This window comes from Corynebacterium appendicis CIP 107643 (assembly GCF_030408415.1).
Lineage (GTDB): Bacteria > Actinomycetota > Actinomycetes > Mycobacteriales > Mycobacteriaceae > Corynebacterium > Corynebacterium appendicis.
Window position 1 is genome coordinate 1,118,201 of record NZ_CP046976.1, and the last position, 17,162, is coordinate 1,135,362.

12 protein-coding genes and 1 pseudogene are annotated in these 17,162 nt (G+C 65.2%); 4 read left to right on the forward strand and 9 right to left on the reverse strand.

From position 1 onward, the window contains the following. Positions 1 to 394: 394 nt before the first annotated feature. Positions 395 to 529 (forward strand): hypothetical protein, encoded by a 135-nt coding sequence (locus CAPP_RS05510; RefSeq protein WP_268753089.1) that lies wholly within the window; start codon positions 395 to 397, stop codon positions 527 to 529. A gap of 28 nt (positions 530 to 557) precedes the next feature. Here the strand turns inward: CAPP_RS05510 and CAPP_RS11235 are convergent. The 6 genes and pseudogenes from CAPP_RS11235 to CAPP_RS05535 all read right to left on the reverse strand — a co-directional run. Further along, positions 558 to 1,049 (reverse strand): annotated as a pseudogene (locus CAPP_RS11235) (choline/carnitine O-acyltransferase); the annotation flags it as partial. 19 nt (positions 1,050 to 1,068) lie between these two features. After that, positions 1,069 to 2,814: an ABC transporter ATP-binding protein gene (locus CAPP_RS05515; protein WP_200803253.1), complete on the reverse strand. Its 1,746-nt coding sequence runs from the start codon at positions 2,812 to 2,814 to the stop codon at positions 1,069 to 1,071. Continuing rightward, positions 2,811 to 3,923 carry an ABC transporter permease gene (locus CAPP_RS05520; RefSeq protein WP_084560479.1) on the reverse strand — a complete coding sequence of 371 codons (1,113 nt, stop codon included), beginning with the start codon at positions 3,921 to 3,923 and terminating at the stop codon, positions 2,811 to 2,813. Before CAPP_RS05520 ends, CAPP_RS05515 begins: the two co-directional genes overlap by 4 nt. After that, the gene (locus CAPP_RS05525) at positions 3,923 to 4,870 is read right to left on the reverse strand and encodes an ABC transporter permease (protein WP_076598488.1); all 948 of its coding nucleotides are present in this window, start codon (positions 4,868 to 4,870) and stop codon (positions 3,923 to 3,925) included. The genes CAPP_RS05520 and CAPP_RS05525 overlap by 1 nt, the downstream gene beginning before the upstream one ends. 3 nt (positions 4,871 to 4,873) lie before the next feature. Then, the gene (locus CAPP_RS05530; protein ID WP_076598489.1) at positions 4,874 to 6,430 is read right to left on the reverse strand and encodes an ABC transporter substrate-binding protein; all 1,557 of its coding nucleotides are present in this window, start codon (positions 6,428 to 6,430) and stop codon (positions 4,874 to 4,876) included. Positions 6,431 to 6,432: 2 nt separating this feature from the next. Next, positions 6,433 to 7,281, reverse strand: a complete 849-nt coding sequence (locus tag CAPP_RS05535; RefSeq protein ID WP_076598490.1) for a TetR family transcriptional regulator C-terminal domain-containing protein — start codon at positions 7,279 to 7,281, stop codon at positions 6,433 to 6,435. A gap of 119 nt (positions 7,282 to 7,400) precedes the next feature. On the opposite strand from CAPP_RS05535, the gene uvrB reads away from it, so the two are divergent. After that, positions 7,401 to 9,497 carry an excinuclease ABC subunit UvrB gene (gene uvrB, locus CAPP_RS05540; RefSeq protein WP_076598491.1) on the forward strand — a complete coding sequence of 699 codons (2,097 nt, stop codon included), beginning with the start codon at positions 7,401 to 7,403 and terminating at the stop codon, positions 9,495 to 9,497. Between the two features lie 129 nt (positions 9,498 to 9,626). After that, a complete protein-coding gene (locus CAPP_RS05545) occupies positions 9,627 to 10,070 on the forward strand; it encodes a universal stress protein (RefSeq protein ID WP_076598492.1) in 444 nt (147 codons plus the stop codon). 101 nt (positions 10,071 to 10,171) lie between these two features. On the opposite strand, the gene CAPP_RS05550 is transcribed toward CAPP_RS05545, so the two are convergent. From CAPP_RS05550 to CAPP_RS05560, 3 genes are all read right to left on the reverse strand, one after another. After that, the gene (locus CAPP_RS05550) at positions 10,172 to 12,394 is read right to left on the reverse strand and encodes a HelD family protein (RefSeq protein WP_076598493.1); all 2,223 of its coding nucleotides are present in this window, start codon (positions 12,392 to 12,394) and stop codon (positions 10,172 to 10,174) included. A gap of 107 nt (positions 12,395 to 12,501) precedes the next feature. Continuing rightward, a complete protein-coding gene (locus CAPP_RS05555; protein WP_076598494.1) occupies positions 12,502 to 13,521 on the reverse strand; it encodes a DoxX family protein in 1,020 nt (339 codons plus the stop codon). A gap of 89 nt (positions 13,522 to 13,610) precedes the next feature. After that, the gene (locus CAPP_RS05560; protein ID WP_076598495.1) at positions 13,611 to 14,210 is read right to left on the reverse strand and encodes an MBL fold metallo-hydrolase; all 600 of its coding nucleotides are present in this window, start codon (positions 14,208 to 14,210) and stop codon (positions 13,611 to 13,613) included. Positions 14,211 to 14,279: 69 nt separating this feature from the next. Between CAPP_RS05560 and uvrA the strand changes: the two genes are divergently transcribed. After that, positions 14,280 to 17,138, forward strand: coding sequence for an excinuclease ABC subunit UvrA (gene uvrA / locus CAPP_RS05565; RefSeq protein ID WP_076598496.1), 2,859 nt, complete (start codon positions 14,280 to 14,282; stop codon positions 17,136 to 17,138). The last annotated feature ends 24 nt before the right edge of the window (positions 17,139 to 17,162 follow it).

Below are 17,162 nucleotides of genomic sequence, written 5' to 3' on the forward strand. Positions count from 1 at the left end.
CACGCCCAGTGACTCTTGGATTTCTTCGGGTCATCATCGACGCCAGGGAGCCTTGGGGCGATCCGTTGTCGAATCCAGGTCTCGTGCCTCAATGCATCTCCGACATCGCACAGACATGCCTCATAGCCTGCCTGATGCGCGAGGGCAAGTTCCTCACCGAGCCGCACGCGTGCCCCGTAGGTCACCCCACGCAGACGCCTCACAGCAGCGGTGCCGCTCACCGTTCTGTCCGCATCGTCATCTCTTCAATCTACCGGGCCAGCCGAGCAGTGCCGCGGAGCAGCAGTCTCCGATAAGCCTGCACACACTGTTGGCACCTCAGGTGCTGGGGTGCGCTGGCGCGCACCTGACCGCCAAGGCGGTCCACCATCGCGACCGCCTTGGGAGGCGGTGCGTGATGGTCATGACCATCCGGGTGATGTCGTCCGGGCGCGGCTACGAGTACCTGATGAAGTCCGTGGCCACCGGCGACACCGCCTGCGAGTCCGGCACCCCGCTGACCCGCTACTACACCGAGACCGGCTGGTGATGCGGTTGCCGCGGGCGTCCACATCCTGGGGCAGCGCATCAGCTGCGGCGGCGAGGTGGACGGTGGCCGCGCGGCGGATGAACTCGACGGCGCGGTCCAGGCCGGCTGAGCTGCCGGCCGCGGAATCGGCGTCGAACCCATCGGCGCCCCCAGTCACTGGGAAGGCGATCTGGAACCCAACATTCGATGCCAAGGTCAGGGGGGAGCGGGTGGTGAGGTAGGAGGAATACCATTCGTCGTTAAGCCAATTGGTGCCCGCTGCTTCGCGCTGGGACGCGCGCACGCGCAGTTGCTCGTCGAGGCGTGGACCGGCTCCTGTGCGGAAGCTTTCGACGACCCCGCGGGCGTGCACCAGTTCGCTGCCGTCGAGGACCGCTTCGAGGGCGTGGCTGTACGCGTCGAGCGTGCCGTCGAGCGGCGGGACGGGCAACGGTTTGAGATCCGTCGTTGCGGGGTGGGGAGTGGGGTGTGCCACGGCGTTGTCCTCCTGTTTTCGCCTGCGGATAGACACACCCCACATTACCCACGGGGCCTAGTGGCTATAGCGACGGGATATTCGCCAGCAAGCTGCGCGTGTAGTCGTGCTGAGGGTTGTCGAGAACGTCGTCGACAGGCCCGTCATCCACGATGACGCCCTTGTTGAGCACGGCGACGCGCGTGGCGATGTGCCGGGCGAGAGCGATGTTGTGCGTGACGAACAGCAGTGACAGGCCACGCTCGTAGCGGAGCTCGGCGAGCAGTTGCAGGATCGACGCCTGGACGGACACGTCGAGGGCCGAGGTGATCTCGTCGCACACGAGTACCGACGGCGCGTTGACGAGCGCGCGGCCGATCGCGGCGCGCTGGCGCTCACCGCCGGACAGGTCGCCGGGGCGGCGGTCGTAGAAGCTGCGGTCGAGCTGCACGGCTTCGAGGGTCTCTTCGACGATGGCGCGTTGCTCGTCGCGGGACAGCTCGCCTGCCATGACGAGTGGAACGCTCATTGATTCGCCGATGGTGCGCCTCGGGTTCAGCGATGAGAACGGCGACTGGAAGATGTACTGCACGTCCTTGCGGTGTTCGAGTGTGCGGTCGCGGCTGGAGTGCGCGAGTTCTTTGCCGCGCAGCAGCACGTCGCCGGTGTAGCCGGGGTTGAGGCCGGCGATCGAGCGGGCGAGGGTGGTCTTGCCGGAGCCGGATTCGCCGAGCAACAGCGTGGATTCGCCGGCTTCGATGGCGAGGTTAATGCCGTGCAGGACCTTGTTGTCGCCGTACGCCATTTCGAGATCGCGGACTTGCAGCAGCGGCGTTTCAGCGGACGCCGCGGGGTCGCCGTGGACCTCGGCCCAGGAGTTGGTCCAGCGGTCGTTGCCCGCGATGTCCTTTTCACCTTCCAGGTCGGGGATGGCGCCGAGAAGCTTGCGGGTGTAGGCGTGCTTCGGGTTGTACAGGACGGCGTTGAAGGGGCCTTCTTCGACGATGTCGCCGCGGAGCATGACGATGACGCGGTCGACGAGCTCGCCGACGACAGCCAGATCGTGGGTGATGTAGAGCGAGGCGACGTCGTTCTTCATCGTCATGGTGCGGATCGTTTTCAGGACATGGTTCTGGGTGGTCACGTCGAGGCCGGTGGTCGGCTCGTCGAGGATGAGCACGTCGGGGTACATGGCGAACGCCATGGCGATGCCGACGCGCTGCTGCTGCCCTCCGGAGAGCTGGTGCGGCCAGCGTGCGAGGTACTCTTCGGTGTCGGGCAGATCGACGTCGCGCATGACTTCGCGGACGCGTTCGGCGCGCTCGGACGAGCTGGAGCCGTACCCGTGGATGTCGAGGACCTCGCGGACCTGGTCGCCGATGCGCATCGCCGGGTTGAGGCTGAGCGCGGGGTCCTGCGGGATGTATGCGACGCGGGAGCCGCGCATGTCGCGCACATCGTCTTCGCTAAGCGAGAGGACGTCGGTGGTTTTGTCGTCGCGGGAGTAGAGCGTGACGGATCCGTCGGTGATGGTCAGGCCGGTGCGCACGTGGCCGAGCGCTGCAAGTCCGGCGGTGGTCTTACCGGAACCGGATTCGCCGACGAGGCCGACAATTTCGCCGCGGTAGAGGTCGATGTCGACTCCGTGGAGGATCTCGGTGCCGCTGTAGGTCGCCATCCGCAGGTCGCGGATGCGCAGCACGAGCGTGTCGTCGTCGCGCACGGGGGGTACGTAGTCGCCTCCGCCGCCAGTCGAGGACCACAGCGAGTCTCTTCCGCTTATCGACGACTTCTTCGGCCCCTTGCCGTCCGCATTAATCGAGGTGGTCATGCGTTCTCCTTCGGGGCAGCCTGGGTGGTGCGGCTGCGGGTGTCTTCGTTGATGATGGGGGCGACCTTGTCCTGGCGGTCGCTCGGGATGGTGGCGCCGGTGCGCTTGATGGGGGTGGCGGTGGAGGCGGTGGCGCGGGCGGTGGCGTCGGCAAGCATGTTGGTGCCGATGGTGAGCACCGCAATGGCGATGACCGGCAGAACCACGCCCCACGGCTGGATAGACAGCGCGATGCGGTTCTCGTTGATCATCAGTCCCCAGTCAGCGGCCGGCGGCTGGATGCCCAGGCCCAGAAAGGACAGGGAAGCGATGGAACCGATGGAGTAGGTCAGGCGCAGTCCGGCCTCGACGGACAGCGGGCCGGTGATATTCGGCAGGATCTCTTGGGTGAGGATCTTCCAGTGTGGCACCGAGTACATCTGGGCGGCGCGGATGTAGTCCTCGTTGGTGACCGACTGGGTGGCCGAGCGCGCCACGCGGGCGATGCGCGGTGCGTGGGTCAGGCCGATGACGAGTACCAGGACGGTCGCGGAGGGGCCGAAAATCACGATGGCGAGCATCGCGAAGATCAGCTGCGGGAAGGCCAGCAGGACATCGTTGATGCGCATGATCACAGCGTCGGTTGCACCACCGGTGTAGCCGGCGATCATGCCGAGCACCGTGCCGACGACCATTCCCAGCAACGTCGCCAAAAATGCCGTGATGAGCAGGATCAGTCCGCCGCCGATGAAGCGGGAGGCGACGGAGCGGCCGAGGTTGTCGGTGCCGAAGACACCGTCGGAGGTGAACGGCAGGCCGAGGAACTCGGTCGTGGAGTAGCCGGTGAGCTGCTCCGTGAAGAAGTAGCCGAGAAGCGCTACGAGCAATACCAGGCCGGTGAGGATCATGCCCACTTTGCCTTCCGGCTGCGCCCAGATGCGCTTGAGCAGCGGGTCGGGTTTGGACAGGGAGGCTTTCAGCTCGTCGCCGGTCCTGACATCGGAGGGTGCGCCGGTAGCGCTTTTAGCGGCGCTGCTTTCGGTGTGCGCGGCGGCCGGCTCGGTCGCTGCGGCCTTGTCAGCCTTGAGCGACTCTACGGACTCGGAGCCAGTGTTCTGTGGCTGGGTCATTAGTTGCTCCTTAGCTTGGGGTTGGCCATGATGCCGATGACATCGGCAAGCAGGTTGACCACGACGTAGACGGCGGCGATCAGGAGGGTGACCGCCTGCACGACTTGGACGTCGCGGTAGTTGACGGCGTCGATCATGGCGACGCCGAGGCCCGGGTAGCGGAACAGGTACTCGACCACGACGATGCCGCCGGCGAGCCATGCCAGCTGGATCGCCACGACCTGGGCGATGGGGCCGATGGCGTGGGGGAGCGCGTGGCGGAAGATGACGCGGCGCTCAGGCACGCCCTTGAGACGGGCCATTTCGACATAACCCGAGTCGAGGGTTTCGATCATCGTGGCGCGGGTCATGCGCGCGATGTACGGGCTGACGACCAGCGCGAGGGTGAGCGTCGGCAGCACGAGCTGCGATGGGTACGACCAGACGGAGGCGCCCGGCTGCGACATCGTCACCGCGGGCAGCACCTGGAAGACCGACGTGGCGAAGACCGTGACCAGCAAAATACCGATCACGAACTCCGGCATTGCCGCGAGGATCAGCGTGACCCAGGTGATGGCCTGGTCGCGGCGGAAGCCCCTCCACCATGCGGCGTAGATGCCGACGAGGATGCCAAGCGGAATCGCGATCAGCGCTGCGAGGGCCATCAAGACCAGGGAGTTGACCAGCGGTTCACCGAGCAGTTCGGAGACAGGGCCGCCGGTGGTGGTGGAGGTGCCGAAGTCGCCGGTGAGCACCCCGCCCAGCCACAGGAAGTAGCGCTCGACGGGATTTTTGTCCAGGTTCATTTCGGCCTGGAGCGCATCGATGCGTTCTGGAGTGGCCTGCTGGCCCAGGATCGCGCGGGCGGGATCGCCCGGCAGCAGCAGCGTGGCGCAGAAGATGATGACCGACACTGCCAGAAGAATGAAGATGCTCAAGCCGAGTCGGCGAGCGATGAGTTTGCCCATTGTCTATGCCTCCGCAATCCACATGTCGTAGAACAACGCCTGGGAGAGTGCGATGCCGCTTGGGTGGGGGCGCGCTCCGACCACGTAGTTGTGGTACGCGTCCACCTGGTTGGGGAAGCCCCAGATGATGTAGCCGCCGCGGTCGTAGAACTCGCGCTGGAGCTCCTTGATCTCTTTGCTGCGTTCGCGGTCGTCGACAATGCCGCGGGCGGCTTCGACGCGGGCGGTGAATTCGTCGTCGACCCAGTGCGTCTCGTTGAACGGCGCGTCCTCGGTGGCGCAGCGGTTGACCTGCTCGAGGAAGTTTCGCGTGTAGTAGAAAGTCTGGGAGAACGGGTAGGACAGGTAGTTGCCGTCGGCCCAGAAGGTGGTCGAGTCGACCTGGTCGATCTTTACGCGGATGCCGGCGTCGCGGACCTGCTCCGTGAACACCTGCGCGGCGCGGACAGCGCCGGAGGCGATTTCGGAGGTGGCGAGAGTGACGTCGATGCCGTCGGGGTAGCCGGCGTCGGCAAGCAATTTCTTTGCTTTTTCGATGTTCTGCTCGCGCTGCGGGAATTCGTGGGGGTACGCCGGGTCGTAGAGGGCGAACATGTCGTTGCCGACCTGGCCTTCACCGGAGAAGACTTGGTCGACCATGCCGGGGCGCGCGCAGGCGAGGCGCATGGCCTGGCGAACGCGCTCGTCGTCGAAGGGCTCGTGGTCGACGCGCATGGTGAAGGGGAGCCACATGCCGGTTTCAGAACTGACGACGCGCATGCGCGGGTCAGACTCGATGACGCGGACCAGGGCGTGGTTGAGCGCGCCGATGCCGTCGACCTGGGAGGACAGCAACGCGTTGAGCATCGCGTCCTCCTGGTAGAAGTCGACGACCTCGACGCGGTCCAGGTTGGCGGGGCCGAGGAAGAAGTGCTCGTTGCGCTCCATGACGGTCTCGCGGCCGGCGGAGAAGCTGACCAGTTTGAAGGGACCGGCGCCGATCGGGTTCTCTGGGTCGTAGTCTTCGGGGACGATGCCCATCTGGTACTCGGCGAGAGCATCGGTCAAGGTCGCGTCGGGCCGCGACAAGGAGATCGTCAGCGTGCGGTCGTCGACGACGTTCATGGCTTCGATGTGCGCGATGGACCCTGCGCCGTTTTTCGGGTCGTCCGGATCGGCGACGCGCTCGTAGGTAGCAATCACGTCCTCCGGGCGCACCGGGCGGCCGTCGGAGAATTTCACGCCTTCACGCAGCCGGATGGTCCACTCGGTCGCGTCTTCATTCGGCTCGAGGCTCTCGGCGAGACGGTTTTCCAGCTCGTACTCGTAGCCGCGGCGCACGAGGGACTCGTACAGATTGACCACGCGGGCGGCGTCGCTGGAACTGGCGGGGATGTGCGCATCCACGGTGTCGGCGGTGGAGCCGCCCACGAGTCCGACGCGCAGGGTGCCACCCTTGCGCGGCGGGCCCGACGTAACGATATTTTCAGCCGGCATCGTCGGCGAGCATGCCGCGAGGGCAGTCGCCGAACCAGCGACCGCCGCGGTGCCCAGCAACTGCCGGCGCGAAAGTTCAACCATGTTTATGCGTTCTCCTTCACCAAGACAGCGTCCGCTGTCATCCACGTATTCAGATATGCCGTCACAGCGTCCGCCGCGTCCGTCGCCGACAGTGCGCCGATGAGCATTTGCACACCGAGACCGTCGATCGTCACCGTGACAGCGCTCACCATGTCGTCGGGCTCGGCGGCGGCGAATTGGCCGGACGCCATGCCTTCGAGCACGATGGCGCGCAGCTGCTGGTCCCAGCGGCAGTAGGCCACGGCAGTCGCTTCTTTCGCGTCCGCGAACATCGGCGACGACGCCCAGAATTGAGCCCACGTCGTCCACTCGCGGGTGGCTTCCGCCGAACCGTCGAGCGGCACGAGTGCAAAGCGCACCAGACGCTGCGCAGGATCGCTTATCGACGCCACCGCTTCCCGCCTTTCCGCCGCCTGCTCCGAACAGAGGTCGAGAGTGGCGAGGAAGATCGCGTGCTTCGAGTTGAAGTAGTAGTGGACAGCAGAGCTGGACATTCCTGCTTCCCGGGCGATGTCCGCGACCTTGACCGCCTGGTAGCCGTTCGAGGTGAACAGCGGCCATGCGGCTGCGGCGATCGCGCGGCGCCGGTCTGCCCATTCCGCTTCGCGAGGGCGGGCAGCCGACGGTGCGTGACCTGTGGCCTTTGCGGACAGCGGCCTCAAACTGTCCACGGTGACGCCTGTGATCTCCGCCAAGCGCTCGAGTTCGTCAGCGCTGAAGCGCCGCACGCCCGAAAGCGACTTGGAGAGTTTGCTGGCGTCGATCCCCAAATGGGTAGCCACGTCCGCGTGCCTGAGGCCCGCCGCAGTGATCGCGGCGCGAGCCGCAGTGTTCGGACGTGTTTGGGGCATGTCTGCGACCTTATGTGCAGCTGAGAGCCAGTCGCAACTTTTTGACTCGGAGGTGAAGGAAGTCGCAACTGCGGTGGGCGTCGACAAGCGAAATGCGGAACTGACCTAGACTGGCGGGCATGGCTTTTGCTGCTGAGCACCCCGTTTTGTCACACTCCGAGTTCCGTCCCGTTGGGGAGGTGGAGCGCACCGAGAAACTCTTCAAGGTCGAGTCCGAATTTGAGCCGTCGGGCGACCAGCCGAAGGCCATCGCGGAGCTGGACAAGCGTCTACGCAACGGTGAACCAGACGTGGTGCTCATGGGTGCGACGGGCACCGGTAAGTCGGCGACTGCGGCCTGGCTGATCGAGCAGCAGCAGCGACCGACGCTCGTGATGGCACCGAATAAGACGCTCGCGGCGCAGCTGGCCACCGAGCTGCGCGAACTGCTGCCGAATAATGCGGTCGAGTACTTCGTGTCGTACTACGACTACTACCAACCGGAGGCGTACATCGCGCAGACGGACACCTACATCGAGAAGGATTCGTCGATCAACGACGACGTCGAGCGTCTCCGCCATTCCGCGACCTCGGCGCTGCTCAGCCGGCGCGACGTGGTCGTGGTCTCCTCCGTCTCGTGCATCTACGGCCTGGGCACACCGCAGTCGTACCTCGACCGTTCGCTGCTGCTGCGCGTCGGCGAGGAAATCGATCGAGACCGCTTCCTGCGCCTGCTTGTCGACGTCCAGTACGAGCGCAACGACGTCGACTTCAAGCGCGGAACCTTCCGCGTGAAGGGCGACACCGTCGACATCATCCCGGCGTACGAGGAAGTGGCCGTGCGCGTGGAATTCTTCGGCGACGAAGTCGACTCGCTGTACTACATCCACCCGCTCACCGGCGATGTGTTGGAGCAGCGTGACGAGCTGCGTATCTTTCCGGCGACGCACTACGTGGCCACCGAGGAGCGCATGGAAAAGGCAATCGAGGCGATCAAGGAAGAGCTCGCCGACCGCCTCGAGGACCTGGAGAACCGCGGTAAGCTGCTCGAAGCGCAACGGTTGCGCATGCGCACCGAGTATGACCTTGAGATGATCCAGCAGGTCGGCTTCTGCTCGGGTATCGAGAACTACTCGCGGCACATGGACGGACGCGCGGCAGGGTCGGCGCCGGCGACGTTGATCGACTATTTCCCGGAGGACTTCCTCACCATCATCGACGAGTCGCACGTCACCGTCCCGCAGATCGGCGGCATGTATGAAGGCGACATGTCGCGCAAGCGCAACCTCGTCGAGTTCGGCTTCCGCCTGCCGTCCGCGGTGGACAACCGCCCGTTGACGTTCGACGAGTTCGAGGACCGCGTCGGCCAGACTGTTTACATGTCGGCAACACCGGGCGATTACGAGTTGGAGGCCGCCGGCGGCGAATTCGTCGAGCAGGTCATCCGACCGACAGGCCTGGTCGACCCGAAGGTGACGGTCCGCCCGACGAAGGGCCAGATCGACGATCTCATCCACGAAATCCGCGAGCGCACGGAGAAGGACGAACGCGTCCTGGTCACCACCTTGACCAAGCGTATGGCGGAAGACCTCACCGACTACTTCCTCGACAACGGGATCAAGGTGCGGTACCTGCACTCGGACATCGACACGTTGCAGCGTGTCGAGCTGCTGCGCCAGCTGCGCCTCGGTGAATTCGACGTGCTCGTGGGCATCAACCTGCTCCGCGAGGGCCTTGACTTGCCGGAGGTCTCACTCGTGGCCATTCTCGACGCCGACAAAGAAGGGTTCCTGCGCTCCACGAAGTCGCTCATCCAGACCATCGGCCGCGCCGCGCGCAACGTCTCCGGTGAAGTCATCATGTACGGAGACGACATCACCGAATCCATGCAGGCGGCCATCGACGAGACCGAACGCCGCCGCGCCAAGCAGATCGCTTACAACAAAGAGCACGGGATCGACCCGCAGCCGCTGCGCAAGAAAATCGCGGACATTCTCGACGAAGTCTACGAGCACAGCGACGACAACGCTGCCTCGGCCTCCGGCGAGACATCCATGCTCGAGGGGCGCGACACGTCGTCCATGGCGCAAGACGAGATTCAGCAGCTTATCGACGACCTCACCACCCAGATGACCAGTGCCGCCGGCGAGCTGAAATTCGAGTTGGCCGGGCGGCTGCGTGACGAGATCGCCGATCTGCGCAAGGAGCTCCGCGGTGTGAAAGAAGCCGGTATATAGTGGCCTGGAGTATCGCCTTCGGCAACACGGCGGGGGCCTGTCAGGGCCCGGCGGCTCACGTAGCAGCGCCCCCGGCGTGGAGTCAGAACACGAAAGGCGAGGACAACGTGTCAACACGGAAGGTGCACCATGGCTAAGAACTACAACACCATCGTTGTCGGAACGGACGGATCAGCGTCCTCTCTGCTCGCCGTCGAGCGCGCGGCTGAGCTCGCCGGCGCATTCGGCGCCAAGCTCGTCATCGGTTGCGCCTACTACGAGTCCGAGGACGAAGTCTCCTCGACTCTGCGCCAGGACTCCAACACGATCCTCGGCAACGACACCGCCCGCGCGAACCTGTCGTCCGCAGTCGAGCGCGCCAAGGAGACGGGCCTGGACAATGTCGAGACCGCCGTGCGCCCCGGCACCCCGGTCGAGGCCCTGATGAGTATCGTCACCGACTTCAGCGCAGAACTGCTCGTCGTGGGCAACCGCGGCATCAATTCGCTGACCGGCCGCCTGCTCGGCTCCGTGCCGGCCGATGTCGCCCGCCAGTCGGACTGCGATGTGATGATCGTTCACACCGTCGCGTAGCCCGCTGTGCCCGCAGCTCTACGCCAGCGGGCACCGTCGCGCGCTCATCCCGCCCATTTCGCAGCCCGCAGCCGAGCCGAACTGGGAAGTCGGGCCCCGCGCTAGCCGATCAGCGTCAGCGTCTGCGTGGCCCGTGTGACCGCGACGTAGAGGTCCTGCCAGCCTTGCGGCGAGGCGTTGACGATCGCGTCGGGGTCCACAACCACAACGTGGTCGAACTCGAGGCCCTTCACCTCGCCGACGTTATCGGCGGTGACCACCGCGGTGAGCCCGCCGCGCGCGTCGAGTTCGGCGCGAATCTTCTCCGCGGCGGCGTCGTAGTCGAGGTCGGTGCCCGCATCCAGGCGCCGCACGGGCTCACCCGTTGACCGCACGGTCACCGCGGGTTCCGCGGCGGTGTCGATCTCGGCGAGGAGCTCGTCGGCGAACTCCATGATCTCTTTCGGCGTGCGGTAGTTGACGGTCAGCTCGTGGAAGCGGAAACGCTCACCGATGAAAGGGGCAAGGGACTCCGACCAGGACTCGACGCCAGCGGGGGAGGATGTCTGCGCCGGATCGCCCACCAGCGTCATCCACCGGGACGGGCAGCGCCGGAAGACCATCCGCCACTCCATCGGGGTGAGCTCCTGTGCCTCGTCGACGATCACGTGGCCGTACGCCCAGCTCAGATCGGCTCGCGCACGTTCGGCGGTGGAGCGGATGTCGGTCTCACGCTGACGGCTCGCCAGGGTCTCGGCGTCGATGATGTCGTGGGCGGAGAGCACCTCGGCCTCAAATTCATCGTCGTCGGTGTCGGTGTTGGCCGAGGAAGCGAGGATGTCCAGCGCGTCTTCGGCGTCCGCGACGAGCTCCCGCCACTTCCGGTCGGCTTTCTCGGCTTCGCCGGAGGGGGTGGGGATGCCGGTGAGGGTGTAAAGCTCGTCGATAAGCGCTGTGTCTGCGGGCGTGAACGCCCACCCGTCGGCGCGGAAGAGGGCGTCGCGCGTGACGTCGTCGTAGTCGTGTGCGGCGGCCGCGATCGCGTCGGCGTCGCTCACGAATCCAGCGAGCACGGCAGGAGCGTCGAGTTCCGGGAAATGCTTATCGACGATTCCCGCAACCTGCCCGTCCTCCGCCAGATCGTCGTGAAGCTGGTCCACGTCGGCCTCGGAGAGCAGGTTTGTACCGCCCAACGGGTCCGCGCCGATCTTCTCGGCGAGCGCTTCGGCGATGAGCTGGGTGAGGTGGTCGGCGAAATAGGCGCGGGCCTCGTTGTGTGGCTTGCGCGAACGGCGGGCGCGGGTGCGCGCGGCGGCGACCATGGCGGGGGTGACCGCGAGATCGATGCCGTCGATGCGCAGCGCGATGTCGTCGTCGGGGACCGTCTGGAGGTACTGCACGGCGCGCTTGAGGATGAGCGCCATGTCCTCCGACCCCTTCACCTCGCGCGCGACGAGCGAGTCGGTGCCATGTGGCGTGATGCCGGGAACGAGGTCGGCGACGGTGCTCAGCACGACGCCCGTCTCGCCGAGCTCGGGAAGCACACGCGAGATGTAGTCGAGGAATGTGCGGTTCGGCCCGACGACGAGCACGCCGGTGCGGGCAAGCTGGTCGCGCCACGTGTACAGCAGGTACGCGACGCGGTGCAGCGCGACCGCGGTCTTGCCGGTGCCGGGGCCGCCGCCGACGACGAGGACGCCGCGCGTGGGGTCGCGGATGATCTCGTCCTGCTCGCGCTGGATCGTCTCCACGATGGACTGCATATGTCCTGTGCGCGGGGAATTCATGGCGCGCAGCAATGCCGCTTCGCTGCCGACATCGGTGGTCTGCGCGGCAGCAGCGGCGTTGTCGCCGGAGAGCACCTCGTCGTCGACCGCCGCGACGGTGCGCCCCCGCATGCGGATATTGCGGCGCTTTTCGACGCCCTCCGGGTGCGCCGTCGTCGCCAAGTAGTACGGGCGAGCCATGGGAGCGCGCCAGTCCAGCAGAAGGGTGCGGTAGTTGTCGGCGCGGTCGTCCATGCCCATGCGGCCGATATAACGGCGGTCGAGGTCGCCGCGTCCGGGGACGGGATTTTCGGGGTCGTTGTCGGTGATGTCGATCCGGCCGAAAACGAGCCCGGTCTCCGCGATGTTGAGAGCGTCGAGTTTCGCGTTGAGCCCGTGGTACTCGGTTTCGCGTCGCACGAGGGCGGCGGCATCCGGGTTGTCTGGGTCGACAGCCCGCTGGACTTCTTCCAGGCGTGCACTCGCCGCGGCGACTTCACGGTCCAAGTGCGCGAACAACGTGTCCACATGGCGCTGTTCTTCAGCGCGGGTGTCGCGGGTATCCACCGACTTAGCCAACCTGGGACTCCTTTCGCCTCTGCCATATCTTGATCCCCACAAACAAACGGCCCCGGGACAGGGAATATTCCCTGCCGCGGGGCCGGTCGTGCGAGACGCAGAAAAGCTTAGCTGAGCTTCTTCTCTGCCTTCTTCACGAACTTGTTGGCCTTCTTCTCGGCCTTCTTCGCCTTCTTCTTCCACTTGCGCTTCTGCCACCAGGACGGGGAAGCGTCGAGCTTCTCGAAGGCCTCCTGCAGGGAGTCAATGGAGTTCTGCGCCTTGTCCTGGGCGTTGCCGGCTGCCTTGTTCACCTTGCGCTTGCCCTTGAACTTCTCCCACTCGGACGGGCCCAGGTCGTCCAGGTTGCCCTGCAGATCGCTGACGACGCTGTTGACCTTGCGATTGGTCTTGTACTGCTCGAGCTTGGACGGTTTGACGTCCTTGTAGGTGTCCTCGGCCCAGCTGGTGGCGTCGTCCGCGAAGGAGGATGCGCGGTCAGCCGCCTTGTCGGCGAAGTCGGACGCGGTCTTCTTCCAGTCGTCCTTGTTGTCGTCGACGTAATCGGTGACCTGGTCGGCGACCTCCTGAGCGCGCTCGGAGACGGTCTCAGCGGTGTCCTGGAACCACGCGGAAGCCTTCTTCTTGGCCTTGTCGGTCTCGGACTGGGTGGGCAGCGCCTGCTGGACGTTCTTCTTGCCGCGCTTTGCGGCGTCCTGAGCGCGCCATGCCAGGCCCGGCTTGCCTTCGGTGTCCGCGCTAGCGAGCAAGACACCGCCAAGCAGAGCGACATTGGTCATCGCGCCGTTGCGGCGGCGCTGCTTGTCGTCCTCGTTCTTGGCCTCCCAGAAGGCGTTGCGGCCGAGCAGGGTGCCCACGGTGGAGACAGCGAGCAGGCCAGCGGACAGGCGCGGAGCCTTGCCCAGGGCGAAGGTGCTGCCTGCACCGATCTTCAGGCCGCCGTTGATCTTTGCCACGGTCTCCGGGTCAGACGGGATGTACTGCGCGTACTGGCTGGGCAGCGCGGACTTAATGGTCTCGACGACGCGCTCGGCGTCGTTTGCGTACTCGGACGAGTTCGTCACCGTCTTCACGCCGTCTGCGATGTACACAGAGGCGAGCATCGGACGAGCAAGTTTGCGGATCATACTCACTTATTCCTTACTTCTTTCAGCGGATGTTCCCCTTCCACTGTAGACATGTGTCGGCAGATAGCGCGGGGGTAGAGAAGTATTTTTCACCACCGGCGCTGCCACCACGCGTCCAAGTTCGGGCGTTCGGCGCCGAGTGTGGTCGGCTTGCCGTGGCCGGGGCGCACAATGGCGGAGTCGGGGTAGGTGTCGAATAGGCGCTGCTTCACGTCGTTGAAGAGACGCACGAAGTCGCCCTCGCTGTGGGTTTTTCCTACGCCGCCCGGGAAGAGGGAGTCACCGACGAACAGGTTCAACTCGCCGTCGATCTCCACGACGATCGCGGCGCCACCGGGGGTGTGGCCGCGCAGGATGTGGACGGGGAATTCGTGGCCGGCGAACGGCAGCACGTCTCCTTCGTTGAGCTCTTCGTCGGGCGCGACGGGCAGGGCTGGGGCGTCCAGGTGGGAACCCCAGTGCGTGGCGCCGGTCTTTTCCAGCACCTCCTCCAAAGCGCCGACGTGGTCCCAGTGGCGGTGCGTCGTCAACACGTCGGTGATACGCACCCCGGCCTTTTCGGCCATGGAAAGGAGGGTGGAGGGCTCGGCGGCGGCGTCGATAAGCAATCCCTGGTCGCCGGAGCTGATCAGGTAGCAATTGTTGTCCATGCTGGACACGGACACGTGGTCGAGTTTGAGGGAATTCATAGTGCCCAAGAGTAGTTGGAATGGTGTTGGTAGGTTTGTTCGAAGGAAACGGCGTGGGAAGGAACGAACGTGGCTGAAAAACTGACGGTGCGCGGCGCACGCGAGCATAACCTCAAGGGCGTGGACGTGGAGCTGCCGCGCGACAAGATGGTGGTGTTCACGGGGCTGTCGGGTTCCGGCAAGTCGTCGCTGGCGTTCGACACGATCTTCGCGGAGGGGCAGCGGCGCTACGTCGAGTCGCTGAGCTCGTACGCCCGCATGTTCTTGGGGCAGATGGATAAGCCCGACGTCGAGTACATCGACGGGCTGAGTCCAGCCGTGTCCATTGACCAGAAGTCGACGAACCGCAACCCGCGCTCCACGGTGGGCACGATCACGGAGATCTACGACTACCTGCGCCTGCTGTACTCGCGTGCGGGCACACCGCACTGCCCGGTGTGCGATGCGGTGATTCAACGACAGACGCCGCAGCAGATCGTCGACCGCGTCATGGAGCAGCCGGAGCGCACGAAATTTCAGGTGCTCGCCCCCATCGTGCGCAAGCGCAAGGGCGAGTTCGTGGACCTCTTCGCGGACTTGTCGGCGCAGGGCTACGCACGCGTCACCGTCGACGGGGAGACGCACCAGCTCTCTGACCCGCCGAAACTGGAGAAGCAGGTCAAGCACAATATCGACGCTGTCGTCGACCGCTTGACGGTCAAGGAGAGCCAGAAGCAGCGCCTCACCGACTCGGTGGAGACCGCGCTGAAGCTCGCCGACGGACTTGTCGCTTTCGATTGGGTCGAGCGCGAGCAGGACGATCCAGGTCGCGTGGAGGTCTTCTCCGAGAAGACGGCGTGCCCGAATGGCCACAAGCTCTCCGTCGAGGAGTACGAGCCGCGCGCGTTCTCCTTCAACTCGCCGTTCGGCGCGTGTCCCGCCTGTGACGGCCTGGGCACCCGCTCGGAGATCGACGAGGACCTCGTCATTCCCGACCCGGACGCGCCTGCAGTCGATGCGTTCCAACCGTGGAACTCGTCGCCGAACAAGGGCTATTTCGAAAAGCTTGTCGTCGCGTTGGCGAAAGCGGAAGGGTTCGACGCGCACGCGCCGCTGTCGTCCCTGAGCGCGAAGCACCGCAAGGCGCTTATCGACGGAACGTCCACCAAAGTCTCCGTCCGCTACAAGAACCGCTACGGCCGGCAGCGTTCTTTCACCTCCGCCTTTGAAGGCGTGAAGGGGTATTTGCAGCGCAAGATCGAACAGTCCGAGTCCGAGCACGCGAAGGAGCGCTACCTGGCGTATACCCGCGAGGTGGCCTGTCCGACGTGCAAGGGCACGCGTTTGAAACCAGAGATTCTCGCGGTGCGCCTGGATTCCACCACTCACGGCGAGAAGTCCATTGCAGGCCTGACGGAGCTGTCCATCGAGGACGCGTCCGAGTACTTGGACCATCTCGTTCTCGGCTACCGCGAAGAGATGATCGCCGGCGCAGTGCTGCGCGAGATCCAGGCGCGCCTGCACTTCCTGCTCGACGTTGGCCTGAACTACCTCACGTTGTCGCGGTCGGCCGGCACGCTCTCCGGCGGCGAGGCCCAGCGTATCCGTCTGGCCACGCAGATCGGTTCCGGTCTAGCGGGCGTGCTGTACGTTCTCGACGAGCCGTCGATCGGCCTGCACCAGCGTGACAACCAGCGCTTGATCGCCACGCTGCAGAAGCTGCGCGACATCGGCAACACCCTCGTCGTCGTCGAGCACGACGAGGACACCATCCGCGCCTCCGACTGGCTTGTCGACGTCGGGCCTCTCGCTGGCGAATATGGCGGCCAGATCGTCTACCAGGGCGAGCCGAAGGGCATCGAGAAAGCGGAGAACTCTCTCACCGGTGATTACCTTTCTGGCAGAAAGGTGATTGAGGTGCCGGAGGAAAGGCGGGGCGTCGATAAGCAGCGCATGCTGAAGATCGTCGGTGCGCGCGAGAACAACCTCGATAACGTCTCTGTGAACGTTCCGCTCGGCGTGCTGACTGCCGTGACTGGCGTGTCAGGATCAGGTAAGTCGACGCTGGTGAACCAGACTCTGGCGAAGACGCTCCAGAACCGCCTCAACGGCGCCCGCCAGGTGCCGGGGCGCGTGAAGAAGGTCGAGGGGCTCGAGCACCTGGACAAGCTCGTGCAGGTGGACCAGTCGCCGATCGGCCGCACGCCGCGGTCGAACCCGGCGACGTACACTGGCGTGTTCGACAAGATCCGCACCCTGTTCGCCGAGACACAGGAGGCGAAGGTCCGCGGCTACAAGGCCGGGCGCTTCTCCTTCAACGTCAAGGGCGGGCGCTGCGAGGCGTGCCGCGGCGACGGCACCATCAAGATCGAGATGAACTTTCTGCCGGACGTCTACGTCCCGTGCGAGGTGTGCGGCGGCGCGCGCTACAACCGCGAGACCCTCGAGGTGCGCTACAAGGGCAAGAACATCGCCGAAGTGCTGGACATGCCGATCAGGGAGGCCACCGAGTTCTTCGAGCCCATCACCTCGATCCACCGCTACCTGCAGACGCTGTGCGACGTCGGACTCGGCTACGTCCGACTCGGCCAGGCTGCCACGACGCTGTCCGGCGGCGAGGCCCAGCGCGTGAAGTTGGCGGCCGAGCTGCAGAAGCGCTCCAACGGACGCACGGTCTACATTCTCGACGAGCCGACCACTGGCCTGCACTTCGAGGACATCCGCAAGCTCATGCTGGTCCTCAACGGGCTGGTGGACAAGGGCAACTCCGTTCTGGTCATCGAGCACAACCTCGATGTGATCAAATGCGCCGACTGGATCATCGACATGGGTCCCGAGGGCGGTTCCGGCGGCGGCACCGTCGTTGCGCAGGGCACGCCCGAGGATGTCGCCACGGTCGACGGCTCATTCACCGGCCAGTTCCTGTCCGAGGTCCTGCCGGCGAAGTAACCGTCGCCTGCGCCCGAGCGTTAG